The organism is Saccharopolyspora indica, assembly GCF_027853965.1.
GTDB lineage: Bacteria > Actinomycetota > Actinomycetes > Mycobacteriales > Pseudonocardiaceae > Saccharopolyspora > Saccharopolyspora indica.
This window is the reverse complement of sequence record NZ_JAQGLB010000014.1, coordinates 56,315-79,809: the sequence shown is the minus strand read 5'-3', so window position 1 is coordinate 79,809 and position 23,495 is coordinate 56,315. Positions and strand designations below refer to the sequence as shown.

General features: G+C 70.7%; 27 protein-coding genes. 15 read left to right on the top strand and 12 right to left on the bottom strand.

Annotated elements, in window-relative coordinates; genetic code table 11:
• Nucleotides 1-242: 242 nt before the first annotated feature.
• Entirely contained in the window at nt 243-1,511 is a 1,269-nt protein-coding gene (locus OU416_RS26910; protein WP_270929813.1) for an NAD(P)/FAD-dependent oxidoreductase, read from the top strand.
• A gap of 16 nt (nt 1,512-1,527) precedes the next feature.
• Here the strand turns inward: OU416_RS26910 and OU416_RS26905 are convergent, their stop codons facing one another.
• Complete coding sequence (locus tag OU416_RS26905; protein WP_270929812.1) at nt 1,528-2,097, bottom strand: TetR/AcrR family transcriptional regulator; 570 nt, start codon at nt 2,095-2,097, stop codon at nt 1,528-1,530.
• Nucleotides 2,098-2,185: 88 nt separating this feature from the next.
• On the opposite strand from OU416_RS26905, the gene OU416_RS26900 reads away from it, so the two are divergent.
• From OU416_RS26900 to OU416_RS26890, 3 genes are all read left to right on the top strand, one after another.
• On the top strand, nt 2,186-2,761 hold the full coding sequence (locus tag OU416_RS26900; protein ID WP_270929811.1) for a dihydrofolate reductase family protein: 576 nt from the start codon (nt 2,186-2,188) through the stop codon (nt 2,759-2,761).
• A gap of 14 nt (nt 2,762-2,775) precedes the next feature.
• Entirely contained in the window at nt 2,776-3,360 is a 585-nt protein-coding gene (locus OU416_RS26895; RefSeq protein ID WP_270929810.1) for a dihydrofolate reductase family protein, read from the top strand.
• A gap of 74 nt (nt 3,361-3,434) precedes the next feature.
• Nucleotides 3,435-3,875 (top strand): SgcJ/EcaC family oxidoreductase, encoded by a 441-nt coding sequence (locus OU416_RS26890; RefSeq protein ID WP_270929809.1) that lies wholly within the window; start codon nt 3,435-3,437, stop codon nt 3,873-3,875.
• A gap of 60 nt (nt 3,876-3,935) precedes the next feature.
• Here the strand turns inward: OU416_RS26890 and OU416_RS26885 are convergent, their stop codons facing one another.
• The 4 genes from OU416_RS26885 to OU416_RS26870 form a co-directional block, all read right to left on the bottom strand.
• On the bottom strand, nt 3,936-4,730 hold the full coding sequence (locus OU416_RS26885; protein ID WP_270929808.1) for an exodeoxyribonuclease III: 795 nt from the start codon (nt 4,728-4,730) through the stop codon (nt 3,936-3,938).
• A gap of 116 nt (nt 4,731-4,846) precedes the next feature.
• On the bottom strand, nt 4,847-7,930 hold the full coding sequence (locus tag OU416_RS26880; protein WP_270929807.1) for a discoidin domain-containing protein: 3,084 nt from the start codon (nt 7,928-7,930) through the stop codon (nt 4,847-4,849).
• A 107-nt stretch (nt 7,931-8,037) separates the two neighbouring features.
• A complete protein-coding gene (locus OU416_RS26875; protein ID WP_270929806.1) occupies nt 8,038-9,375 on the bottom strand; it encodes a sensor histidine kinase in 1,338 nt (445 codons plus the stop codon).
• A complete protein-coding gene (locus OU416_RS26870; RefSeq protein ID WP_270929805.1) occupies nt 9,372-10,049 on the bottom strand; it encodes a response regulator transcription factor in 678 nt (225 codons plus the stop codon). The genes OU416_RS26875 and OU416_RS26870 overlap by 4 nt, the downstream gene beginning before the upstream one ends.
• Before the next feature lie 122 nt (nt 10,050-10,171).
• Between OU416_RS26870 and OU416_RS26865 the strand changes: the two genes are divergently transcribed.
• Nucleotides 10,172-10,633, top strand: coding sequence for a hypothetical protein (locus OU416_RS26865; RefSeq protein ID WP_270929804.1), 462 nt, complete (start codon nt 10,172-10,174; stop codon nt 10,631-10,633).
• Between the two features lie 16 nt (nt 10,634-10,649).
• Here OU416_RS26865 and OU416_RS26860 read toward each other — a convergent pair whose 3' ends face one another.
• Nucleotides 10,650-11,480: an SAM-dependent methyltransferase gene (locus OU416_RS26860; protein WP_270929803.1), complete on the bottom strand. Its 831-nt coding sequence runs from the start codon at nt 11,478-11,480 to the stop codon at nt 10,650-10,652.
• 195 nt (nt 11,481-11,675) lie between these two features.
• Between OU416_RS26860 and OU416_RS26855 the strand changes: the two genes are divergently transcribed.
• From OU416_RS26855 to OU416_RS26845, 3 genes are all read left to right on the top strand, one after another.
• The gene (locus OU416_RS26855) at nt 11,676-12,542 is read left to right on the top strand and encodes a helix-turn-helix domain-containing protein (protein ID WP_270929802.1); all 867 of its coding nucleotides are present in this window, start codon (nt 11,676-11,678) and stop codon (nt 12,540-12,542) included.
• A gap of 287 nt (nt 12,543-12,829) precedes the next feature.
• Entirely contained in the window at nt 12,830-13,066 is a 237-nt protein-coding gene (locus OU416_RS26850; RefSeq protein ID WP_093157303.1) for a DUF397 domain-containing protein, read from the top strand.
• 59 nt (nt 13,067-13,125) lie between these two features.
• Nucleotides 13,126-13,482 carry a hypothetical protein gene (locus OU416_RS26845; RefSeq protein WP_093157305.1) on the top strand — a complete coding sequence of 119 codons (357 nt, stop codon included), beginning with the start codon at nt 13,126-13,128 and terminating at the stop codon, nt 13,480-13,482.
• A 130-nt stretch (nt 13,483-13,612) separates the two neighbouring features.
• Here OU416_RS26845 and OU416_RS26840 read toward each other — a convergent pair whose 3' ends face one another.
• Entirely contained in the window at nt 13,613-14,320 is a 708-nt protein-coding gene (locus OU416_RS26840) for a MerR family transcriptional regulator (protein ID WP_270929801.1), read from the bottom strand.
• 180 nt (nt 14,321-14,500) lie between these two features.
• Between OU416_RS26840 and OU416_RS26835 the strand changes: the two genes are divergently transcribed.
• Nucleotides 14,501-15,616, top strand: a complete 1,116-nt coding sequence (locus OU416_RS26835) for a serine hydrolase domain-containing protein (protein WP_372907267.1) — start codon at nt 14,501-14,503, stop codon at nt 15,614-15,616.
• Nucleotides 15,617-15,696: 80 nt separating this feature from the next.
• Here the strand turns inward: OU416_RS26835 and OU416_RS26830 are convergent, their stop codons facing one another.
• Nucleotides 15,697-16,704 carry a nucleoside hydrolase gene (locus OU416_RS26830; RefSeq protein ID WP_270929799.1) on the bottom strand — a complete coding sequence of 336 codons (1,008 nt, stop codon included), beginning with the start codon at nt 16,702-16,704 and terminating at the stop codon, nt 15,697-15,699.
• The gene (locus tag OU416_RS26825; protein ID WP_270929798.1) at nt 16,701-17,438 is read right to left on the bottom strand and encodes a GntR family transcriptional regulator; all 738 of its coding nucleotides are present in this window, start codon (nt 17,436-17,438) and stop codon (nt 16,701-16,703) included. Before OU416_RS26825 ends, OU416_RS26830 begins: the two co-directional genes overlap by 4 nt.
• Nucleotides 17,439-17,679: 241 nt before the next feature.
• On the opposite strand from OU416_RS26825, the gene OU416_RS26820 reads away from it, so the two are divergent.
• The 4 genes from OU416_RS26820 to OU416_RS26805 all read left to right on the top strand — a co-directional run bounded on the left by OU416_RS26820 (nt 17,680) and on the right by OU416_RS26805 (nt 19,877).
• Nucleotides 17,680-18,795 carry a WD40/YVTN/BNR-like repeat-containing protein gene (locus tag OU416_RS26820; RefSeq protein WP_270929797.1) on the top strand — a complete coding sequence of 372 codons (1,116 nt, stop codon included), beginning with the start codon at nt 17,680-17,682 and terminating at the stop codon, nt 18,793-18,795.
• Complete coding sequence (locus OU416_RS26815; protein ID WP_270929796.1) at nt 18,792-19,091, top strand: MoaD/ThiS family protein; 300 nt, start codon at nt 18,792-18,794, stop codon at nt 19,089-19,091. Before OU416_RS26820 ends, OU416_RS26815 begins: the two co-directional genes overlap by 4 nt.
• A gap of 184 nt (nt 19,092-19,275) precedes the next feature.
• Entirely contained in the window at nt 19,276-19,584 is a 309-nt protein-coding gene (locus OU416_RS26810; protein ID WP_270929795.1) for a hypothetical protein, read from the top strand.
• Nucleotides 19,585-19,592: 8 nt separating this feature from the next.
• On the top strand, nt 19,593-19,877 hold the full coding sequence (locus OU416_RS26805; protein WP_270929794.1) for a hypothetical protein: 285 nt from the start codon (nt 19,593-19,595) through the stop codon (nt 19,875-19,877).
• Between the two features lie 117 nt (nt 19,878-19,994).
• On the opposite strand, the gene OU416_RS26800 is transcribed toward OU416_RS26805, so the two are convergent.
• Together OU416_RS26800 and OU416_RS26795 are read right to left on the bottom strand one after the other, a co-directional pair.
• Nucleotides 19,995-20,312, bottom strand: a complete 318-nt coding sequence (locus OU416_RS26800; protein ID WP_270929793.1) for a hypothetical protein — start codon at nt 20,310-20,312, stop codon at nt 19,995-19,997.
• Nucleotides 20,313-20,591: 279 nt separating this feature from the next.
• The gene (locus OU416_RS26795; protein WP_270929792.1) at nt 20,592-21,047 is read right to left on the bottom strand and encodes a hypothetical protein; all 456 of its coding nucleotides are present in this window, start codon (nt 21,045-21,047) and stop codon (nt 20,592-20,594) included.
• Between the two features lie 257 nt (nt 21,048-21,304).
• On the opposite strand from OU416_RS26795, the gene OU416_RS26790 reads away from it, so the two are divergent.
• Nucleotides 21,305-21,700 (top strand): hypothetical protein, encoded by a 396-nt coding sequence (locus tag OU416_RS26790; RefSeq protein ID WP_270929791.1) that lies wholly within the window; start codon nt 21,305-21,307, stop codon nt 21,698-21,700.
• A 290-nt stretch (nt 21,701-21,990) separates the two neighbouring features.
• Here the strand turns inward: OU416_RS26790 and OU416_RS26785 are convergent, their stop codons facing one another.
• Nucleotides 21,991-22,383 (bottom strand): SSI family serine proteinase inhibitor, encoded by a 393-nt coding sequence (locus tag OU416_RS26785; RefSeq protein ID WP_270929790.1) that lies wholly within the window; start codon nt 22,381-22,383, stop codon nt 21,991-21,993.
• Between the two features lie 684 nt (nt 22,384-23,067).
• Here OU416_RS26785 and OU416_RS26780 point away from each other — a divergent pair.
• Nucleotides 23,068-23,358 (top strand): hypothetical protein, encoded by a 291-nt coding sequence (locus OU416_RS26780; RefSeq protein ID WP_270929789.1) that lies wholly within the window; start codon nt 23,068-23,070, stop codon nt 23,356-23,358.
• Nucleotides 23,359-23,495 lie beyond the last annotated feature (137 nt).

Genomic DNA, 23,495 nt, shown 5'->3' with positions numbered 1-23,495 from the left:
TGACGACCGAGGGGCACCTTTCACCAAGGTACTTGGCGAAAGGTGCCCTTCACCTCGAAACCTCCCACCCGCAACGGTGGGGCGGAGCCTCGACGGGCGCTCCCACGCGGACGAGTCACCGGAACAGGTAGGAACGAAGGGCACCTTTCGCCGACTCAGTTGGTGAAAGGTGCCCTTCACCTGTTCTCGCCAGGTTGCCCGGGGGAAGCCGGGGACGGACGCTCGACCGGAGCGGAGAACCGGTGGGGAGCGAGGTCGTCGTGGGGGATTCGGAGCGGTTCGTGATCGTGGGCGCCGGGATGGCCGGGGCCAAGGGCGCCGAGGCGTTGCGGGCGCTGGGGTTCGACGGGCGGATCGCGCTGCTCGGCGACGAACCGCACCGGCCCTACGAGCGGCCGCCGCTGTCCAAGGAGTACCTGCTGGGCAACGCCGGGTTCGACGCGGCCTACGTGCACGACGAGGGCTGGTACGCCGAGAACCGGGTGGACCTCCAGCTCCGGGCGTCGGTGCGGCGGATCGACCGGTCGCTGCGGCAGGTCGAGCTCGCCGACGGCGCCCGCATCGACTTCGAGAAACTGCTGATCACCACTGGTGCGCACCCGCGGTCGCTGCCGGTGCCCGGCATCGAGGCCGAGGGCGTGCTGCACCTGCGGCGGGTCGAGGACTCCGACCGGATCAAGCGGACCCTGGCCGGAATCGAACGGCTCGTGGTGGTCGGCGCGGGCTGGATCGGCCTGGAGGTCGCGGCCGCCGCCCGCACCGCCGAGGTGGCCGTGACCATCGTCGAGACGGCCGAGCTGCCGCTGCTGCGCGTGCTCGGTCCCGAGGTAGCGCAGGTGTTCGCCGACCTGCACCGGGCGCACGGCGTGGAGTTCCGGTTCGGCACCGCGGTCGACGAGATCCGCACCAGCGGTGGCCGCGCGACCGGCGTCCGGCTGACCGGTGGTTCCGAGCTCCCGGCCGACGCGGTGCTGGTCGCGGTGGGCGTGGACCCGGACGTCGAGCTGGCCCAGCAGGCCGGGCTCCGGGTGCAGAACGGAATCCTGGTCGACGCCTCGCTGCGCACCCCGGACCCGAACATCGTGGCCGCCGGCGACGTGGCCAACGCCTACAACCCGCTGCTGGGCAAGCAGATCCGCGTCGAGCACTGGGCGAACGCGCTGAACCAGCCGGCGACCGCGGCGGCCGCGATGCTGGGCCGCGACGCCGAGTACTCGGAGCTCCCCTACTTCTTCACCGACCAGTACAGCCCCGATGCGGGCGGGATCGGCATGGAGTACCTCGGCTACGTCGAGCCGGGCGGCTACGAGCAGGTGGTCTTCCGCGGTGACGTGCCCGGCCGCGAGTTCATCGCCTTCTGGCTGGACGGCGGCCGGGTCCTGGCCGGGATGAACGTGAACGTCTGGGACGTCCAGGACCAGCTCAGAACCCTGATCACCTCGGGAACCACGGTCGACCCGGCAGCCCTCGCCGACCCGGGCACCGCGCTCAACGACCTCATCGCCCGCTGACCCGGGAACCACCGGGTCAGGTCCCGATGGAGCGCTGGACGAAGGTTTCGATCAGGGCGTCCTCGTCGTAGGACGACAGGACCTCCGGGACCGTCAGGTGCTCCAGGATCAGGCCGGACATCGCGTAGTAGAGCAGCACGGTGGTCATCTCGTCGCCGGGCATGCCCGACCCGTGGTGGCCTTCGACGTTGAGGCGCAGGTTGTCGCGCAGGGTTTTCGTCAGCGCTGCTTGGAGTTCCGGCCGCCGGGTGGCCTCCAGGCGGAGCTCCAGCAGCGCCAGCCAGCCGGTGCGGTCCTCGGAGATGATGCGGTAGAGCGCGCGCATCAGCTCGGTGAGCAGCTCCGGTGACGGCGGCAGCTGCGTCGCGGCCGGATCCGCCGGGTCCAGGGCCAGCTTCCGGTGGATGTGCGCGCCGACCTGGTTGAGCAGGTCGTCCCGGTTGGCGAAGTAGTTGGACGCGGTGCCCTTCGGCACGCCCGCCTCGGCGTCCACCGCGCGGAAGGTCAGCCCGCGCGCGCCATCCCGCGCCAGCACTTCGATCGCCGCGTCCACCAGGGCGATCCGCCGCTCCGTGTTCTGCACCATGACTCCTCCTGAATTGCCGCTTGACAACCACTACGGTCAGAGTACTACATTTGAAGCACTACAGGAACAGTGGTTAACCGGAGGACCCATGCGAAAGCTCACCTACCTGATCGCCTCGACCATCGACGGCTTCATCACCGGACCGGCCGGTGACAACCCGGACTTCTTCCTGATCGAGGGCGCCCACGCCCAGCCGACCCGCGAGGAGTACCCGGAGATCATGCCGACGCACTTCCGCCCGCTGCTCGGGCTCGAAGGCGTGCCGAACAAGCACTTCGACACCGTCCTGCAGGGGCGCAACACCTGGGAGATGGGTGTGGGCGACGGCATGACGAACGCCTACCAGCACCTGCGCAACATCGTGTTCACCCGCACCGTCGACGAAAGCACCGACCCCACGGTGGAATTCGTCGCCACCGATCCGCTGGAGAAGGTGCGCGCGCTCAAGCGGGAAGAGGGCATGGGGATCTGGCTCTGCGGCGGCGGAAAGCTCGCGGCAGCCCTGCGCCCGGAGATCGACGAGCTGGTCATCAAGCTGCACCCGGTCGTCGCCGGAGCCGGAATCCCGCTGTTCGACGGCGAATTCAGCCCCGAGCAGTTCGACCTGGCCAACACCCAGGTCTTCGACAACGGCGTCGTCTACCTGACCTACACCAAGCGCTGAACCCGGAGGACACCTTGCGAAAGCTCACCTACTGCGTCGCCACGACGATCGACGGCTTCATCGCCGCACCCGACCGCTCGGACCCGAGCACCACCGGCCTCATGGAGCCCAAACCCGAATACCTGCCGCGACTGCTCGCCGAACTGCCGGAGATCGTGCCCACCCACCTGCGCGAACCGCTCGGCATCGCCGACGTCGAACCGAAGCACTTCGACACCGTCGTCGAAGGGCGGAAGTCCTACGAGAACGGCCTGAACGCGGGCATGACCAACGCCTACGCGCACCTCAGGCACTACGTGTTCTCGCGAACCCTGACCGAAAGCCCGGACCCCGGCGTTCAGCTCGTCGCGACGGATCCCATCGCGAAGATCCGCGAGCTGAAAGCCGAGCCGGGCAAGAAGATCTGGCTGGTCGGCGGCGCGAAGCTGGCGGCAGCCCTGCGCCCGGAGATCGACGAGCTGATCATCAAGCTCAACCCGGTCGTCGCCGGCGCCGGAATCCCGCTGTTCGACGGGGAATTCCGCCCCGAGCAGTTCGACCTGACCAGCGCCGAACCCCTCCCCGGCGGAGTCGTCCACCTGACCTACGCCAAGCGCTGATCGGCGAACACCCGGAGTGGCCTGGCACACATCACAAAGACTTCTACATAGCTCGAAGTCGCAAGCTCAGTGCCATGAGCGACGAGATTCCGAACCCCGTCATCGAGGACACCACCACCGATCACGAACAGGACGTGGCCGCGATCGAGCAGGTGATCGCCGATACCGAGACCGCCTTCAACACCAACGATCCCGATCTCCTGACCGCGCAATTCACCCGGAACGCCACGGTCGTCAACGCCGTCGGCGTGCAGATCTCCGGCTGGGACGCCCTGCTGGAGTCCAACCGAAAGGGCCTGGCCGGTTTCCTGCGCGATGAGTACGCGAAGTACGAGGTCAGCGACATCACCTTCCTGCGCCCGGACGTCGCCATCGCGCACAAGCACGCCCGGGCGGCCACGGCCGACGGCGAGCTCGTCGACGTCGACCCCGCGATGATCGCCCTCTACGTCCTGGTTAAGGAGCAGGGCCGCTGGTGGGTCGCAGCCCGCCAGAACACCCCCACCCGGTCCTGAACCAGCGCCGCTCAACAGCGGAACTCAGCACCTGACCCGCTGTTGAGCGACGAATCCCGGTCAGAGCTGGTAGGTCACGGTGACCGGGGCGTGGTCGGACCAGCGCTGGTCGTAGGTCTCGGCGCGTTCCACCACCGCCTCGGTCGCGCTCTCCAGCAGGCCGTCGGTGGCCACGTGGAGGTCGATCCGCCAGCCCGAGTCGTTGTCGAAGGCCTTGCCGCGGTAGGACCACCAGGAGTACGGGCCGGGGCCCTCCGGGTGGAGGTGGCGGACCACGTCGGTGTAGCCGCTCTCGTACAGGCCGGTCAGCCAGGCCCGCTCCTCCGGGAGGAAGCCCGCTTCCTTCCGGTTGGCCTTCCAGTTCTTCAGGTCGACCTCCTGGTGCGCGATGTTCCAGTCACCGCACACCAGCACCTCGCGACCGTCGGCGGCGGCGCGCTCGCGGAGTCCGTCCAGGTACTGGCGGAACTCCTTCATGAAGCGTTCCTTCTCGTCCTGGCGCTCGGTGCCGACCTCGCCGCTGGGCAGGTACAGGCTGCCGATCACCAGCCCCGGCAGGTCGATCTCGGCGTACCGGCCGCTCTCGTCGAACTCCGCCGAGCCGAAGCCGGTGCGCACCGCCTCGGGCTCGGTCCGGCTGTAGATCGCCACCCCGGCACGGCCCTTCGCGGAGCTCGGCACGAGCAGCGCGTGCCAGCCCTCGGGCTCCCGGACGGCGGCGGTGAGCTGGTCGGGCTCCGCTCGCGTCTCCTGCATGCAGATGACATCGGCACCGGTGGCGCCCAGCCACTCCACGAAACCCTTCTTGGCGGCCGCGCGCAGGCCGTTGACGTTCACGCTCGACACAGTCAGCACGCCCGCGAGGGTAACCACCACCCCCGACGACCCACTCACGCGGCCACCACCCACCCGGATGATCTTTATCGTGGTGAAGGGCACCTTTCAGCAAGTTACTTGCTAAAAGGTGCCCTTCACCCCTCACCTGATCGAGCGGTTGCCCGGCGGATCCCCAGCCTGGTGAGACCGGCGCGGCCGCCGCGGGCGCGGACCGCCACGTAGCGCGCGGCGACGGCCGAGCGCAGCACGGTGCCCGAGGTCGGCGGGGCCGGTGCGTAGGTGCGCCCGTCGGTGCTCGTTTCGACCGTGACGGTGGGTCTCCGGCCGTCGGCCCACGTCAGTTCGACCTCGCCGATCCGGTGCACGGTGCCGAGGTCGACGACCATCCGGCCGTCGGAGCCCGGGTACCAGGAAGTCCTCTCGTCCCCGTCGACCGCCGCGCTCGGCGCGGACATCCCCGCGGGCAGCGGTTCGGTCGGGAACGTCGTCGCGCCGAGCGCGAGATCGTCCAGCGGGTAGGGCGGGGTGTGGCGCGCGTTGATCGTCGTCGTGCGGCCGCCGGGCACCACCACGTGGCGCGGGGGCTCCCCGGCGGGCTGCACCCGGAGGCGCAGCGGCGGCCCGGCAGGTGCGGTGAGCTGGAGCGTCGCGGCGTCGGTGACGGTCGCTCGCAGGCCGACGGGCAGGTCCGGGCCCGCGGTGAACCAAGCCGGTTCGACTCGCCCTTCCGCTCCGGCCAGCGAGATCGCGAGTTCGCTGCCGCTCTCGGTGATCACCTGGACGCCGCGGTGCAACGGGATGACGCCCCCGGTTCCGGGCAGTGCGACGGTCCCGCGCACCGCCGAGCCGGACAGGTTGAGCAGCACGAGGTGCCCGTCGACCGCGGAAGCGCGCACCGCCGGGACATCGGAGGCCGGACGCGGGGCCGTCGCCGCGGCGGCCAGCGCGCGCGGGTCCGGGTGGCACTCGACCAGCAGCGGCGCCGCCCTGCCGTCGGAGAGCAGGATCTGGTCGCCGGTGACGGTGATCGGGTTCGGCGAGCCGGTCACGACGAACCCGGCGCGCCCGTCGACGTCGAGCCAGCCCCCGCCGGTGCTGACCGCCGGTCGCGGGTGGGTTGCGACGGCGGTCCAGGTGATCCCGTCCTGCGAGGTCTCGATGCGGTAGCGCCGCCCGGCCGCCGCTTCCCACGCGATCGCGACGCGGTCGAAGCGCTGCGCCGCACCGAGGTCGACGGCGAGCCAGCTGTCGGCGCGCGGGCGGTCGGCCGTGGCGACCGCCCAGCGCGTGGACGCGTCGCCGTCGATCGCGCGCTGCGCCTCCCTGCCCGGCGCCGCCGACGCGGTACCTGCGCGGGCGAGGTCGGTCCCACCGGTGCTGTCGCGAACTTCGAAGGACCACACCGAATAGCCGTACGCCGGATCCGGCTGCACGCCGAGCATCCGGACGTGGCGTGCCGTGACAGCGGGGAAGACGACGTCGTCGGTCCGCTCGCCGCCGGGTGCGGCCGGGACGGTCACCGCGCCTTCGGCGGTGCGGTAGGTGCGTTCCCCGTTGAGCCCCGGCACGCCGGGCATGTCGAGGTTGCGGACCGATACGACGCCCTCGCCCGCGGCCAGACCGGTCGTCGCGTACACCGCGGCACCCGAGGGCAGCGAAGCGAAACCGGCGTAGCCGCCGTCGAATTCCAGCACCGCCGCGGTCGCGTCGAAGCCGTCGCGCACCTTCGTCCAGGTCGCAGCGCTCCGGTTCCGCGCCGCGAACTCCGTCGACGGCAAGAGCATCGGCGTCGCACCGCTCACGGTGAACAGCCAGTCGTCGTGGTGCGGTTGCCAGGCGAACTTGACGTAGCCCGGCTTGCTCACCGATGCCGCCCAGGCCGACGACGTCCGGTGCGCCAGCAACCCGGGCTCCGCGCCGAAATCGCGCACGCCCACCGCGTGCGCGTTGAACTCGGCCTGGCTCACCGGCCGGACCGGGCCGCCGTGATCCGCGCGCCACTCGTGCAGCAGGTAGCCGATCGCGATCTCCGCGCGCGCCTCCGGCTCGTACTTCGGCTCACCGGAGAACTTCGTGACGCGTTCGGCGGGCGGGTACGCCTGGTAGGGCAACAGCCGCTCGGCGAGCTGCGCCTCGGCCCGGGCGGCGAACCGGTCCCCGAGCACTTGGGCGCGGAAGGCGAGGGGCAGGACGTCGCGGCCGTAGAGGTGTTCGCGGTCCGCCACCATCGGCATCAGCGGTTCTCCCGCGTCGCTGGCCATCAGCAGCATGGTGTGCCACAGCCGCTCGCCGTTGGGCTGCGCGGTGAGCACTTCCGGCAGCGGTTGCCCCGCCAGCAGGAAGTGCATCGCGTTGCGGCCGGAGGTGCGCCACAGCTCCTCCTGGTAGTGCGGGCCGAACGAACCGTGGTTCTCGACCAGGAACGTGCCGTGCAGGTTCTCCGCGGTGTTCGCCGAGATCGGCGCGCCGTCCACCGGGCGCGGGTTGGCCAGGTCCGCGGCGGGGAGCCCCGTCTCGTTGCGGCTCCACGTGCCGAACCACTCGCGCCACGCCGCCGCTCGCGGATCACCCGGCGCCCAGGCGATTCCCGGGCTCAGCGCCTGGGCGTAGACGCCCATTTCCTCCAGCTTGGTGTCCCCGGCGTACCCGCCGGCCGATCCGTTCGGCGTCCAGTCGCCCGACAGCGGGTCGTCGCCCAGGCCCAGCCCCGCCGTGTAGACCGCTTGGCCGATCGCGATCCGGTCCAGGTTCGCCCGGGTGGCCCCGTCCAGGTCGTTCCACAGCAGGCGCCCCGCGAGCTGGAAGTAGGACTGGAACGTGGTGTCGAAGAACAACCGGCGGCCCCACTCGGTCCCGCCTGCGATCGCGTTCGAGGCGGCGAAGTGCCGGATCGTGTCGACGGTGTGCCGGTGCAGCACCTCCCGCTCGACGCCCGCGAGCGTCGCGTCGTAGCCCTCCCCGGTCAGCAGGACGGCGTTGCCGAGGACCACGGCGAAGGTGAAGTCCCGGGCCGGGTAGATCCGCGCGGTCGGGTCGAATTGCCGCTCGACCCAGCGGGTGTGCCGCAGCAGCACCTCCCAGTACGTCGCCGCCACGTCGTCCGGGGCGCCTCGGGGCTGCGCCGAGGACGGCGGCAGCACCAGTGCGGTGGCGGCGAGTGCGAGTCCGCCGGCGCCGAGCGCCTGGAGTACCCGTCGACGTGAGTGCTCGGTGCCCAATGCCCACCACCCGGGGTTGACAACGGTGTCAGCGGCCACCGCCGATTCTGGATCTCCCCGGAGCGCAGGAGCAACGTCCTGGTCCGAACCTGTCCGCTTTCGGACAACTACCGGGGGACCCGGATCGAGCGGGTGCGACGCCGGTCCCGGCGGCGGTTGGCCCTCGGTGCCGCCGGGCGCTGCCAGAGCCACATGCACACCCGGGCACCGCCGAGGCTGGAGCGGTCCACCGCGAGCCTGCCACCGGTGGACTCCGCGACGCGGCGGGCGATGTCCAGGCCCAGGCCGGTCGATCCGGCGCTGCTGCGGCCGCGTTCCACGGCTTCGGAGAGCTCCGCCACGCCCGGTCCCGCGTCCTCCACGATCACGCCGACCACACCGTCGTTGCACTGCAACGACACCACGAACTCGGTGCGCTCCGGGGTGTGCCGGAAGACGTTGCCCACCACCGCGTCCACCGACGCCGCCAGTTCCGCGGCGGGCACCGGGACGCTGACCGATCCGTCCGCGCCGCGCAGGTTCCACGGCCGCTGCTGGTCCTCGGCCAGCGCCGACCAGAACTCGAGCCGCTCGCGCAGCAGCGCCGCCACGTCGCAATCGGCGTCCTCGCCCGGTCCCGCCCGGCGGGCGCTGGTGATCACCAGGTCCACCTCGCGCTCCAGCCGGTCGATGGCGATCCTGGTCTGCTCCGCGGCCTGGTCGTCGCCGAGCGCTTCGGCGTTGAGCCGCAGCGCGGTCAGCGGGGTGCGCAGCCGGTGCGAGAGGTCCGCCGCCATCTCCCGCTCGGCGGCCAGCAGCTGGCGCACCCGGTCGGCCATGGTGTTGAACGCCCGGCCCGCCGCCACCAGCTCCGGCGGGCCGCTGGGATCCACCCGGACGCCGAGGTCTCCCGCGCCCAGCGCCGACGAGGCGTCGGCCAGCCGGATCGTCGCGCGCACCGTCTGCGCCGCCAACCGGTCGGCGACCAGCAGGGAACCGATGACCAGCAACAACCCGACGGCGCCCAGCACCAGCCAGGACCGCGCCACGCCGCGGACCTGCTCGTCCTCCGGCACGAAGACCTCGACGACCGCGGTGCGCCCGCCGCCCAGCGCGATCGGCTGCACGAACGCCGTCCCGCCCGGCACCTCGACGGTCGCGGCGCGCGATCGGCCCTCCGCCAGTTCGGCCGCGCTCACCCGGGTGGTGCCGACCACCTCGACGCCCGGCAGGTGCACCGCGATCCGCCGCAGCTGACCGGCCTGGGTGCTGGCCACCGCCTTGCCGACCAGTCCGCGATCGTCCGTGGTGGCCAGCACCGGCGCGAGCGCGACGGCCTGCCGGTCGGCGTCGGACATCGCCTCGTCCCGGGCCATCTCGCGGATCATCAGGCCGAGCGGGATGAGGAACGCCAGCGCGACCATCGAGGTCACCGCCAGCGCGACCAGCACGACGGTGCGCCTCATTCCGGTTCCACGAGCTTGACCCCGACGCCGCGCACGGTGTGCAGGTAGCGGGGTTCGGCGGCGCTCTCCCCCAGCTTGCGCCGCAGCCAGGACAGGTGGACGTCGATGGTCTGGTCGTCGCCGTAGGACTGCCGCCACACCTGGGACAGCAGCTCGCGGCGCGGCACCACCCGCCCCGGCCGCGAAGCCAGGTAGCTGAGCAGGTCGAACTCGCGGCGGGTCAGCTCCAGCTCGTCTTCGTCGAGCACCGCCACCCGGCTCTCGACGTCGATGCGCAACCTGCCCACGGTGATCAGCTGGGTCGGCTGCGCACCGCGAGCGCGGCGCAGGACCGCTTCGATGCGGGCGTTGAGGTGCTCGCTGGAGAACGGCTTGACGAGGTAGTCGTCTGCACCGGCGCGCAGCAGGCGGACGATCTCGGTCTCGTCGTCGCGGGCGGTCGCGACGATGGTCGGCACGTCGGAGACGCCGCGGATCATCTTGAGGGTCTCGCCGCCGTCGAGGTCCGGGAGCCCGAGGTCGAGGATGATGACGTCCGGCGGGTGCTCGGCGACCTCCCGCAGCGAGTCGAGCGCGGTTCCGACGCTGCGGACCACCCAGTCGCGCGCGGTCAGGTCGCGGATCAGGGCAGCGCGCACCACCGGATCGTCCTCGACAACCAGCACCACAGCCATGGCGGGCACCATAACCGGGCGGTGGGACCGGTTCGTGCTCCGGTGAACCTCGCCACGTCGCCGGTTCGGCCGGGTGGTTGCGCGAAGTCGGTGCGGACGTGGAAGATTGCGCTCCCGTGCGAATGCATCGAGCTTTCACCTACGTCGGCGTGTGGCTGGTGGCGACCACCGCCGCCGTCACGGTGACCTGGCTCGGCGTGCGCGACATCATCCAGGACGCGGTGTTCGACCAGCCGGTGCCGAAGTCGGCCCGCCCCGTCGTCACGCCGCCCAGCCTCCCGCTCCCGCCACCCGGCACCGCACCGTCGACCACAGTGGACACTCCGGATGCCGAACCGGTGCCGGAGGCCGAAGACGTCGACGACGTGCGAACCTTCGAGCTGGACGGCGGCACGGCCGTCCTCGCGGTGCGCCCGGAGGAAGCGGAGCTGATCTCGGCCACGCCGCGCCGCGGCTACACGGTGCAGACCTGGGAGCACCCGGACGGCTGGCTGCGGGTGGAGTTCACCGCCTCCGAGGACGCCTCCACGCTGATCGCCACCTGGCACGCAGGCCCGACCACCGTCGAGATCTTCGAGCACTAGGCGGAACGCCCGGCGGTCACGGCTTCCGGGCGATGCCGCCGAGGAGGAGCCGCCGCACCGGCGTCGGCCGCTGCGCGCGCGGGCCGTCGGGCCACCAGTCGGACAGCGTCACCAAGCCGGGGTCGACGAGTTCCGCGCCCGCGAAGCAGGCGGCGATCTCCTCGCGGGTGCGGAACCGGCCGGAGCCCAGCGCGCTGCGCAGGAAGACCGGTTCCAGCCGCTCGGCCAGCTCCGCGGCCTCCGGATCTTCCGCGCCGGGCCGGAACAAGTGGCTCAGCACCAGGTAGGAACCCGCGGGCAGCGCGTCGAAGTAGCGCGCCATCAGCTCCGCCACCCCGGCTTCGTCCGGCAGGTGGTGCAGGGTGCAGAGCTGGAGCAGCGCGATCGGGCGCGACCAGTCGAGCCCGCGGGCGACGACCGGATCGGCGAGCAGTCCGGCCGGATCCGCCAGATCACCGGCCACGAACCGGACGTCCTCGTTCTCCGTGAGCAGCGCCCTGCCGTGCGCCACCACCATCGGATCGTTGTCGACGTAGACCACGGTGGCGTCCGGGTTCGCGCGCTGCGCCACCTGGTGGAGGTTGTCGTCCATGGGCAGCCCGCCGCCGCAGTCCAGGAACTGGTCGATCCCGACCGTCCCGGCCAGGTACCGGGTGGCGCGCACCAGGAAGGCCCGGTTGTCGCGGGCGAGCTCGCCGAGTCCCGGCGCGACCGAGAGCAGTTCGCCCGCCACCGCTCGATCGGACGCGTAGTTGTCCTTGCCACCCAGCACGGCGTCGTAGACCCGGGCGATGCTCGGTCGCTCGGGGTTGATTCCGCCGGAAATCGCCTCACCGGTCCGCGTCATGAGCTCCCCCGATCGACAGCGCCTCGACGCACTCAGGGTATTTGATCGATTTCGCCTGGTTACGGCCGGGTAGGCTGGTCCAATCCGGGCAAGCCGCTCGACCTGCGGCCCGATTCCACTACTATGCCGTCCCGTAACGTTCTCAAGCCGGATCGCGACTAGTCGTCGTAGTGTCCATTCCCCAGGAGGTCTCGCGTGGCCCCGGACAGCGCCACGAGCAGCGGTCCCACTGCGCGCCGCCTCGTGCTCGGCAGCCAGCTGCGCCGGTTGCGAGAGGCCAGCGGGATCTCCCGCGAGGACGCCGGGTACGCGATCCGCGGTTCGGGCTCGAAGATCTCCAGGCTGGAGCTCGGCCGGGTCGGCTTCAAGGAACGCGACGTCGTCGACCTGCTGACGCTCTACGGCATCTCCGACGACGCCGAGCGCGAGTCCTTTTTGGACCTGGTGCGCCGCTCCAACGAGCCGGGCTGGTGGCACCGCTACAACGACCTGATGCCGGGCTGGTTCCAGGACTACGTCGGGCTGGAGGAATCGGCCTCCCGGATCCAGACCTACGAGATCCAGTTCGTGCCGGGCCTGCTGCAGACCGAGGGCTACGCCCGCGCGGTGGCCACCCAGGGCCGTCCGGAGTTCACCGAGGACGAGCTGGACCGCCGGGTCCGGTTGCGGATGCAGCGGCAGAAGCTGTTCAGCCAGCCCAAGGCGCCGCGGGTGTGGGCGGTGCTCGACGAATCGGTGCTGCACCGCCCGATCGGCGGCCGCGAGGTGCTGCGCGAGCAGATCGAGTTCCTGCTCGAAGCGACCAGCCTGGCCTCGGTGACGCTGCAGATCCTGCCGTTCGAGCTGGGCCGGTCGGGCGCGGAGGGCGCGTTCACCATCCTGCGCTTCGCCGAACCGGAGCTGCCGGACATCGTCTACCTGGAGCACCTCTGCGGTGCGCTGTACCTGGACAAACCGGACGAGGTCGAGGTCTACAGCAAGGTCAGCCACCGGCTCGCGGTCGACGCGCAGACCCCGGAGCAGACCCGCAAGACGCTCAAAGCCGCCCTCGCCCAGGCCTGAGCCACCGGCCCGCGCTGGCCACTTCTAGACACGCCGTTCACCCGCCTGGAACAGCCGACTCCGCACCCCTCTTCGTCGTGCGCGGAAAAAGCGCAGGTCATGGGGCATGCTCGCGCGCGCAAACGACCAAGCACACGATCGGTAACGCGGTCTAGACCACAGTGATCAACGTCTCACTGACGTGCACGTGCATTCAATCGTGCATCTGCACCTGCTAACTTGACTGCACGATCAACTGCACGTGCAGATGATCGTGCAGCGTTAGTCGGGGAAATCGGGGGGTTCGGATGCCGAACATCCAGAACGGGATGCCCGCGAAGCAGCTGCCCAACGCGGCGTGGCGCAAGAGCCGTCACAGCGGAGCAGTGGGCAACTGCGTCGAACTGGCACCACTGGTCGATGGTGGGGTGGCGGTCCGGAATTCCCGCTACCCGGAGGGACCAGCACTGGTCTACAGCCGGGACGAGATCGCCGCCTTCCTGCACGGAGCCAAGGACGGCGAGTTCGACGACCTGATCGCCTGACGGATCAGGACTTCCGCGGCAGCGGAAACCTGAACCGCACGACGGATATCGGTGGCGCCATGTACGACATTACGAACGGCCTGCAAGCGCTGGTCGCGCGCGACTTCCAGTTCGCGCACCCGCGTGATGCCGACGGTGGCCTCGTCGCCGTGGTCGGCATCCGGGTGCACCGGGGTGTTTTCGACATCCTGCAGCTCTTCGGGGAGAACGACGCCGACGCGGCCCGGGTCCCCGGCGACGAGCCGGACGTGCTCTTCCCGAGCAAGGTGCTGTGGCGCACCAACGGCTCGGCGCGCGACGTGATCAACGAGCTGCTGGGCCTCGCCGACCCGGCCCCGGACATGGGTTCGCCCGCCGCGGGCTGCTGGATGCCGACGCACGCCGGCCGCTCGACCTGGCTCGCGGTCCCCGCCTGACCCGGCGAAGCCGGCACAGACCCCGCCCCGACCCCGGTGCCTGCGTCCTCAGCGGACTGCGACCGGGTACCCCCGAAGAGATCGAGTTCCCGCGGTGTGCCGCGGGAACTCGATCGGGGTCCGCAGTGGACTAGTCGGCCGCCGCGGTGGTGTAGGCGTGCAGGTGGCTCGCCGCTTCGAGCATCGCCCCGGCACGGGCGGTGATCTCCGCCCGGCGCTGGGCGATCGCATCGCGCAGGGCGTCGCGGCTGCCGGTCCGGCGCAGCTCGTCCAGGACGTGGCGGACCTGCGGGAGCGGGTACCGGCCCTGGCGGAGCATGTTGATCATCTGCGCGTCGCGGACGTCGGCGGCGCGGTAGCAGCGGTATCCGGTGCCCCGCTCCCGGTCCGGCGCCAGCAGCCCCTCGGCTTCCCAGACGCGCAGCGCCGAGGTGCGCACGCCCAGATGACCGGCCAGTTCCCCGATGCGCAGATCCGCCTTCGGCGCGCGGACCTGCTCGGCCACCGCTTCCAGCGCCTCCCCGGTCTCGTCCAGGCCGCGCCGCTGCTCGTGCAAGGCCGCGTGCCCCGCGTCGATCAGCTCCAGCGCCTTCGGCAGCTCGTCCGCGTGCACCGCGCGCATGATCTCCTGCGCCGCACCGATGCCGAATCCCCTGACCAGCGCCCGGTAGGTGAGCAGCGCCCGCAGGTGCCGGGGGCGGAAGCTGCGGTAGCCGGCCTCGGTGCGCTCCGCGGGCGGCAGCACCCCGTCGTCCAGGTAGTTGCGGACCTGCTGGGTGGAGATGCCCGCCGCCCGGGCCAGGTCGACCGGGCGCAACCGCTCCTTCGGCGTCGTCATCGGTGGAAGGCTATCCAACGAAGCCACCCCGGCAACGGGTTTCGCCGCTCCGGTCGGAGGTGTCGCCGACGACACCTCGCACCGGGGTTCCCGCGCCATCGTGCGGCACCTGCCCGCGCTGCGAATCTCTCGGCACGCAGCGAAAGGGAGGACGACGTGAAGAAGACACTGCTCGCCGGGATGGCCGCCGCGAGCCTGCTGACCGGTGGCGCGATCGTGCCCGCGCTCGCCACCACCGGCGAGAGCACGCCGGTCCAGCAGAGCCTGGACGGGCTCGTCCGCGACGAGGAGTTCCCCGCCGCGCTCGCCACCACGGGCATCGGCGACCAGGCCCGGTCCTACGTCGCGGGCACCGCGGAGCTCGGCGGGCGGACGCCGCCGCCGCTGGACGGGCGGGTCCGGGCGGGCAGCAACACCAAGGCGTTCGTCTCGGTCGTCGTGCTGCAGCTGGTCGCCGAGGGGAAGGTCGGCCTCGACGCGCCGATCGAGGAACACCTGCCCGGCCTCGTCCGCGGCGAGGGCGTGGACGGGCGGCAGATCACCGTCCGCCAGCTGCTGCAACACACCAGCGGTGTGCCGAACTACACCGCGTACCTCGGCGTCGGCGACCTGGGAGAACTGCGCGACCGCTACCTGCAGCCGCGGGAGCTGCTCGACATCGCGCTCGCCCACCCCGCGAGCTTCCCGCCCGGCGAGCGCTGGGAGTACAGCAACACCAACTACGTGCTGGCGGGACTGCTGATCGAGCGGGTCACCGGCCGACCGGTGTCCGAGCAGGTGACGGACCGGGTGATCCGGCCGATCGGGCTGCGCGACACCTACTGGCCCGGCATCGGGGACCGGACCGTCCAGGGGCCGCACCCGCGCGGCTACGCCGCCACCGCGGACGGCCGGGTCGTGGACGCCACCGAGGTCGACCCGGGCTGGGCCTGGGCGGCCGGGGCGCTGATCAGCACCAACGGCGACCTGAACCAGTTCTACCGCGCCCTGCTCGACGGGAAGCTGCTGCCCGCCGAGCAGCTCGCGCAGATGCGCACCACCGTTCCCGCCGACCTGGCGGACGGCACGGAGTACGGGCTCGGCCTGTCGAAGACGCCGCTGTCCTGCGGTGGCGAGTACTGGGGCCACGGCGGTGACATCTTCGGCTACGAGACCCGCGGTGGCGTCACCGACGACGGTCGCTCGGCCGGCGTCGCGGTCACCGCGCTCCCCGGCACCTTCGGCGAGGACGACGCCGAGCAGAACCTCCGAGCGGTGCACGCCGCGGTCGACACCGCCCTGTGCGAAGGCCGCTGAGCCGCGCTGGTCAGGTGCCGTGAGTGCTTCGGGGTGCTCCAGCGCCCCAAAGCACTCACGTGCCGCCACCAGCGAAACCGCTACGCCGCGCCCAGGTTCGGCGCCTCCGCGCAGAGCCGGTCGACCAGCCGGTCGCCGAAGGTGCGGTCCGTTTCCAGCACCACCCGCACCGTCGCCTCCCCGCTCTCCGGGAAGCCGCGGTACTGCCCGCGCAGGTCCGCGACCGTCATCCCGCGCGCGGGCCCGTCGCCGGTCTCCACGTCGACGGGCACGACCGGGGCCAGCAGCGGCTCGACGTCGCCCACCGCGATCGCCGCGGCCAGCGGGTCGTGGCAGGCGGCCTTGCGCTCGCCGAAGGCGTGCTGCGCGTAGAAGCCCAGGTAGAGGTCCAGGATCGCGGCGGTGAAGCTGGTGACCGGCGAGCCGAACTCGGCCAGTCGCCGCCGCTGCTCCTCGGTGATCGCCTCGGTCATCGTGGCGTCGAGCGGGACCAGGGTCACCGGCCAGCCGGCCCGCAGCACGATCCGCGCCGCTTCCGGGTCGTTGCTGATGTTCGCCTCGGCGACCGGGGTGACGTTGCCCGGGTGCAGCATGGCACCGCCCATGATCGTGACGCGCTTGACCAGCCGGGGCAGTTCCGGCTCCAGCCGCAGCGCGGCGGCCAGGTTCGTCAGCGGACCGACCGCGAGCAGGTGCACGGTGCCGGGGTTCTCCCGGGCCGTGCGCACGATCAGCTCGGCGGCCGGTTCCGCGACCGGCGAGGTCCGGGGCGCAGGCAGGTCGGTGTTGCCCAGGCCGTCCGCGCCGTGCACGTCCGGCGCGAGGTGCCTGGTGCCGCGCCAGTTGCGCTCGGCGCCGACGGCCACCGGGATGTCCGACCGGCCGACCAGCTCCAGCACCCGCAGCGTGTTGAGCGCCGCCGTGGCGGGATCGGTGTTGCCGAACACCGTGGTCACCGCGCCGATCCGCACACCGGGATCGGCGAGCAGGTACAGCAGCGCCAGCGCGTCGTCGATACCGGTGTCGCAGTCGACGATCAGGGTTTCCTCGGACGCCATCGGTTGCCGCGCCTTTCTGCTTCGGGTCATCGGGACTGGCGCACCGGGATGCCCGGCGCGCCGCTGGGCAGCGCGTACTTCGCCGCGATCAGCGGAGTGCTCTCCACCGACACGACCTGGGTGATCAGCACGACCGGGGTGTCCGCCGACCGTCCCAGGACCTCGCCGCGACGCCGTCCGAGCACGGTCGCCGTCAGCGAGCTCGTGCCGCTGAGCGGCAGGTGCAGGGCGGTGACCGCGTGCAGCATCGTGCGCGGTTGCGCACCGGCGGCGATCAGCGCGCCGGGCAGGGCCGGGTCGACGGCGGCCAGCGCCGCATCGGGCACGCACCACTCCTCCACCAGGCAGCTCGGCACCCCGTCGACGGCGACGGCGCTCTCCCAGAACCTGATCTCGCAGCGCCCCGGGACCGGCAGGTGCTGCATGACCAGGTCGGTCGGCTCCTCCACCGCCCGGACCAGCGGCCGGACCACCACGCCGTCCCCGCCGAGCAGCTGCTCGACCGGTTGCAGCCGCTCGAACCCGCGCCGGGCCGGGCGGGCGTTGACGGTGCGCCCGACGCCGCGCCGGACGGTGATCACCCCGTCCTCCTGCAGCAGGATCAGCGCTTCGCGCAGCGCAGGCCTGCTCACCCCGAGGTCGGCGGCGAGCTCCGGTTCGGCGGGCAGCGTCGAGCCCGGCGGGTAGGTCCCCCGCCGGATCGCCTCGACGATCCGCTCGTAGAGCTCCACGACCGGTCGCCGCTGCGGACGCCTGGCCGCCATGCCGAACTCCCTCGCTGTTGTCAGACAAGTTAGGAGAGGCCTCTCCCAGCAGTCAAACAGGTATGCGGCACATCACGGCCGACTTGTCTGACAACGACGGAGAGCGATGAGAAACGCACCCGGAGCAGGTCTACCTGGGCGGAACGACCGCGCGAGATGCGCGCGAACGGAGTAGACAGTACCCCCGAGCGGTCTGATCGATCCGAACCGTTCGGGCCGACGAGCTTCCAGGGAGCTAGCGATGAGTCGCGTCCGAGTACTCGTGGGCACCCGCAAGGGTGCGTTCATCCTGACCGCGGACGGCAAGCGGCGGGAGTGGGACATCAGCGGTCCGCACTTCGGCGGCTGGGAGCTCTACCACCTCAAGGGCTCCCCCGCCGACCCCGACCGGCTCTACGCCGCGATGTCGCTGGGCTGGTTCGGCCAGCAGATCCAGCGCTCCGACGACGGCGGCCGGAGCTGGCAGCCGGTCGACAACCACTTCTCCTACGAAGGAACGCCCGGCACCCACCAGTGGTTCGACGGCAGCCAGCAGCCGTGGAAGTTCACCCGCATCTGGCACCTCGAACCGTCGCCCACCGATCCGGACACCGCCTACGCCGGCGCCGAGGACGCCGCCCTGTTCCGCACCACCGACGGCGGTCAGAGCTGGCACGAGCTGCCCGGCCTGCGGCAGCACGGATCGGCCTCCGGCTGGCAGCCGGGCGCAGGCGGCATGTGCCTGCACACGATCATCCAGGCGCCGGACGACGCGAACCGCTTCTACACCGCCATCTCCGCGGCGGGTGCCTTCCGCACCGATGACGGCGGCCGGACCTGGAAGCCGATCAACCGCGGCCTGCGCTCGGAGGGCATCCCGTCCCCGGATGCCGAGGTCGGCCACTGCGTGCACCGCCTCGCCGTGCACCGCGAGCGCCCGGACGTGCTGTTCATGCAGAAGCACTGGGACGTGATGCGCAGCGATGACGCCGGGGAGTCCTGGTACGAGATCAGCGGCGATCTGCCCACCGACTTCGGCTTCCCGATCGACGTGCACGCGCACGAGCCGGACACCGTCTACGTGGTGCCGATCAAGAGCGACGAGCAGCACTACCCGCCGGAGGGCAAGCTGCGCGTGTACCGCAGCCGGACCGGCGGCGGCGAGTGGGAGCCGCTGACCGACGGGCTGCCGCAAAGCCATTGCTACGTCAACGTTCTCCGCGATGCGATGGCGGTCGACTCGCTCGACGAGTGCGGTGTCTACTTCGGCACCACCGGCGGCCAGGTCTACGCCTCGGCCGATGCCGGCGACAGCTGGCGGCCGATCGTCCGCGACCTGCCGTCGGTGCTCTCCGTGGAGGTGCAAACGCTGCCATGATCCGCGTCCGGCTCCCCAACCACCTGCGCACGCTGGCCGGGATCACCGACCGCGAGGTCGTCCTGGACGTCGACGGGCGACCGACGCAGCGCACGGTGCTCGACGCACTGGAATCGCGATATCCCGTGCTGCGCGGCGCCGTTCGCGATCGCGAGACCAAGCAGCGCCGCGCGTTCATCCGCTTCTTCGCCTGCGAGCAGGACCTCTCGCACGAATCACCGGACGCCCCGCTCCCGACGGAGGTCGCCACCGGCGCGGAGCCGTACTTGATCGTCGGCGCCATGGCCGGGGGCTGAGCCCGCTACGCATAGCGCGACCAGGTAAACGAAAGTGTGGTCGGCCAACGCGCACCGGCGTGTTGGCCGGGCGCTCGATCGCGCCGGTGGAAGGTTGTCCGCGTCTCACGCGGCCAGGCCCGGAAGCCGGGACTCCCGGCCGGTTCGACACCGAACGGCACTCAGTCAGATCGGAGTTTCCGAAGTGCGCACCACGATTCGTGTCCTCCTCGCAGGCGCAGCCGCCACCGGGCTGCTCGCGATGGGCGCCAGCCCGGCGCTCGCCGCGAAGGACAAGAAGTCCGACGACGACTCGACCGTCACCGCGGCTGCCCAGGGCGGCAACGGCGGCCACGCGGGCAACGGCGGCTTCGGCGCCAACGTCTGCCCGGCGATCGGCCTGCTCGCCAAGGCCGAGGCCAGCTGCGGCGCGGGCAACGGCGGCAGCGCCGACGGCGGCTACGCGGACGCCTACGCCGAGGACGACAGCCGCGACGAAGAAGAGGAAGAGTGAGCTTCCCCGTGCGAGCAACCACTGCATTCCGCCTGCTCGGCAGCGCCGCTGTGCTGGGTCTCGGTGTGATCGCTCCGAGCCTCGTCATCGCTCCTGATGGCCTCGCCGAGTCTTCCGCCGACGCCAAGCGCGGCACCGCGGGCAGCCCCGGCGAAGAAGGCGGCGGGCTCGGCATCTGCCGGCTGATCTCGTCCAGCAACCCGATCACGATCCAGTGCGAGGGCGGGGCGAACGGCACGAGCGCGGACGGCTCCGAGTCGAGCTCCGCCCACAGCGGCGACGAGAACGACTGAACCGCGGAACTCCCGCGCCCCGACACGAGAATGGGTCGGCTTCCCAACGGGAGGCCGACCCATTTCCGCTGCGGAGCCCGGTGCGGACAGTGCGAACCAGCACCCGGGTCGCAACGCTCACTTGCCGCGCTTGTACACCCTGTCCTTGCTGTCGTCCTCGGCGTAGGCGTCGGCGTCGCCACCGTTGGCGCTGCCGCCGTTGCCCGCGCCGCACTCGGCAGAAGCCGGGGCCAGCACACCGATCGCCGGGCAGACGTTGATGCCGAAGCCACCGTTGCCCGCGTGACCGCCGTTGCCGCCTTCGGCGGCCGCGGTGACCGTGGAGTCGTCGTCGGACTCCTTGTCCTTCTTCGCCGCGAAGGCCGGGGACGCCGCGAGGACGAGCACTCCGGCAGCGGAGAGACCGGCGAACAGGACACGCACAGAACTGCGCACTGCATGACTCCAATCGAATTGGGGACCCGTGCCGTCAGGCCCTCCGCACCTCTTCGGCGCGGGAACCACCTGAACCGACGCGTGGACCTTCCCACCGGAGCGCGCAGGACAAGCACATCGACATGCGACGCGCAGCGCCGATCACCCGTAGGAGCGAACGATCTTCCTTGCCACCGCAACGAAACCGCAAGGAGCTTCAGGAAAAGCGAGATGTGCCGACCCGCGCGGAGCGGATCGGCACATCTCGTCAACCGGACGCCAGGACGATGTCCGCCAGCGTCAGTCGTTGCCCGCGATGGAGGAGGCGTCGCCGCCGACACCCGCGCCACCGTTACCGGCCGAGGCGTTCCCGCCGTCACCGCTCGACAGGACGCTCAGACCGCTGAGAACGTTCACACCCACACCACCGTTGCCGCCCTGGCCGCTGCCGCCGACGGCCTCGGACGACGCGTTGTCGCCGTGGTCCTTTCCGTGCCCACCAGCGAACGCCGGCGAACCGATGGCGAGGGCAGCGGCGCAGGCAGCGGTGACACCGATAAGACGAAGCGAAGTACGCATTCCTTTGACTCCCATCCATGATCTGATCATCACCGGATCGGCAGTATTCCCGGGGCTTTTCCGGGATTTGGGGGGTGCGCCGACCGGCACGACATACGTTGCCATCGATTCAGCCCGCTCCGCATTGCCTGCCACACCAAAGAGGACCAGTCGCCACCCGGGCGGCTGCGCGATCACCCTGCGTCGTTCAACGCATCGCTTTTCGCGAGCACGAGTTAACTGATCAGATGAAGAAACCCGCCTGCCGCAACAAAGATCACGAAGTAAGATCGCGCCCGATCACGAAACGATCAAGAACGGATCACGGGGAAATCCACCTCGGTCAAGGGTTTTCGCGCGAACGCAGCTCGAACGATTTCGCCGTGCGCGCCGGGCGGAGCGCCCCTAGCGTTCGTTAGCGATCCCGGCACGGACGTACTGCGAGGAGGCAGATCATGGGAATTCGCCGCGAGGCAGCAGTCTTGCTGGCCGCGTTGGGAGCGCTGACCGCCGGCGGCTCGGCGTTCGCCGCAACGACCGGGCCCGTCGGACCACCGCTGCACGTCGAGGTGGGCCAGGTGCAGTGCCTGCGCCTCGACTCACCGCTCATCCCGGAGCACTTGAGGCAGACCTACCCGACGGTCGAGCTGAAGATGCACAGCACGGCCAGGGACGATCAGCGGGTCGGCTATTCGGTCGCAGTGGACGGGACCGAGCGCGCGGCGGGCGAGGTCACCGGCAGCGGAACGTCCGTCAACGCCATCAGCATCGACAACGGCCGGGATTCCCGGCTCGTCGTCACCAGCGGCGGCGCTGTCGTCGTCGACCGGGTGCTGACCGGCCGCTGCTGATCCAGCACGACAACGCGAATCGGGGAGCAGACCACGGATCTGCTCCCCGATTCGCGTTGTGACCGGGCTCTTCTCCTCTCACCACCGCACCGGGAACGACGAGTGGTGGTGGCTCCACCTCGCGGTGGAGCCACCGAGAACGGGACGCAGGCAGCTCGCCGGGCCGAGTCACGCCCGGCGCTGGAACCCGCCTTGGCTCCGGCCCGTGGAGTGCGCGAGGGGGGCCCACGGGACGGCGGCTTTCACGCCTCGTTCCTTGCCGTTCGCGGCAAGCCTGGGGATTGCGTCGGTCAGAAGTCGAACAGCGCGCCGGTGCGCGCCTTGAGCGAGCACGAGTTCGCCGCCGTGAGCCGGAATTCCACCGGCTTCCCCCGCCAGTTGCCCTTCGCCTCCGCGCTGACGGCCCGGCGGTCCTTCGTGCAGTTGCTCGCGGTGCGCGCGTCCAGGCGCTGGAAGTTCCCGTCGACGAGCTGGAGCTGGTGGCACGCCGCGCCCGCCTGCGGGTGGTCGCCGCCGACCGGATCGCAGTTCAGCGTCACCGACCTGGTCTGCTGGTTGGTCTCGGTGACCGACAGCGTCACCGTGCTCTGCTCGCCGGCGGCCGCGGCGGCCCCGGGGATCAGCACTGCCACCGCGCACGCCACACCCGCTGCGGCCCGGCCGAGCAACCGAATTTCGGACATTTCGCGTCATCCTCCGTCCGAGCGGAAAAGAAACCCTTTTCTTCTCTACCGCACCGCAGACGATCTCTCCGGGTGAGCAAGAAACGATCACCGATCGAGCGGCCCCGATCCGGTGATCGCAACTCACCGCCGAGAATCAGCCGGACCGACCGACGCCGTCCGTCATCCAGGAGCACGACGACCAACCCGATCCAGCGGCGGATCCCGCGCCCGGAACGACAACCGGTGATCAAATCTACCCCGATAGCGGGATCGGGGAGGAATCCGGCCAGGGATTCGCGAATCGGCTTCGGAAGCTTTCGGGACGCAAATCGAATGCACATCGCACCCGGTTGACGCACGGTGATCACCCCGCCCACCAGCACGGTGACGGATTTTCGATCGCCTGAACGCGGGGCGGATTTTTCGCGGGCAGCGACTGCGGACCGCCAGCATCCCTCCTCGGACGGCGGTAATCACCGCGAAATGACCACTGGAATATCCCGCTTCTCGATCACCACATGAGGTGAGAGGAGTTATTTCCGGGTTGCACCTGGATCACGAGGCGCTAATGTTTTGAGTGATCCCGCCGCCTGCGGGATTTCTCGAATCCCAACCCAGGAGCCGCGCGATCAGTGCCACCGCATTGCCGCGCGGTTTTCACCCGCCACCATTCAGCATTTCTGCAGGAAAGGTTTTACTGATATGCGTTCTGTCAAGCGCGCCATTGCTGCTACTGCCCTCGGCCTGCCGATCATGCTCGGCGCCCCGGCCATGGCGCTCGCCCACGGTGACTACAGCGACGACCAGACCCAGGTCCAGGACCAGGACCAGGGCGCCAGCACCGAGCAGGCGAACACCAACTACTCCCCGATCTACCAGTTCCACGTCGGTAGCGGCGGCGAGCAGAACGCGGTGCCCGTGGTCGACCAGACCAACGCGAGCTACACCGGGCAGGAGCAGAACGCCGGTGCGTACGAGAACGACGAGGACTGAGGTCGTTCCTGACCGCCACTGAGTCAGCACAGTGGTAATGACTGCTTGGCCCGGCGAAACAGATCGCCGGGCCAAGCAGTTCGCGTGCTGAGCCCTTCTCACCACGGCCGATGCCCGAGCCGGTAGCCGACTCGCAA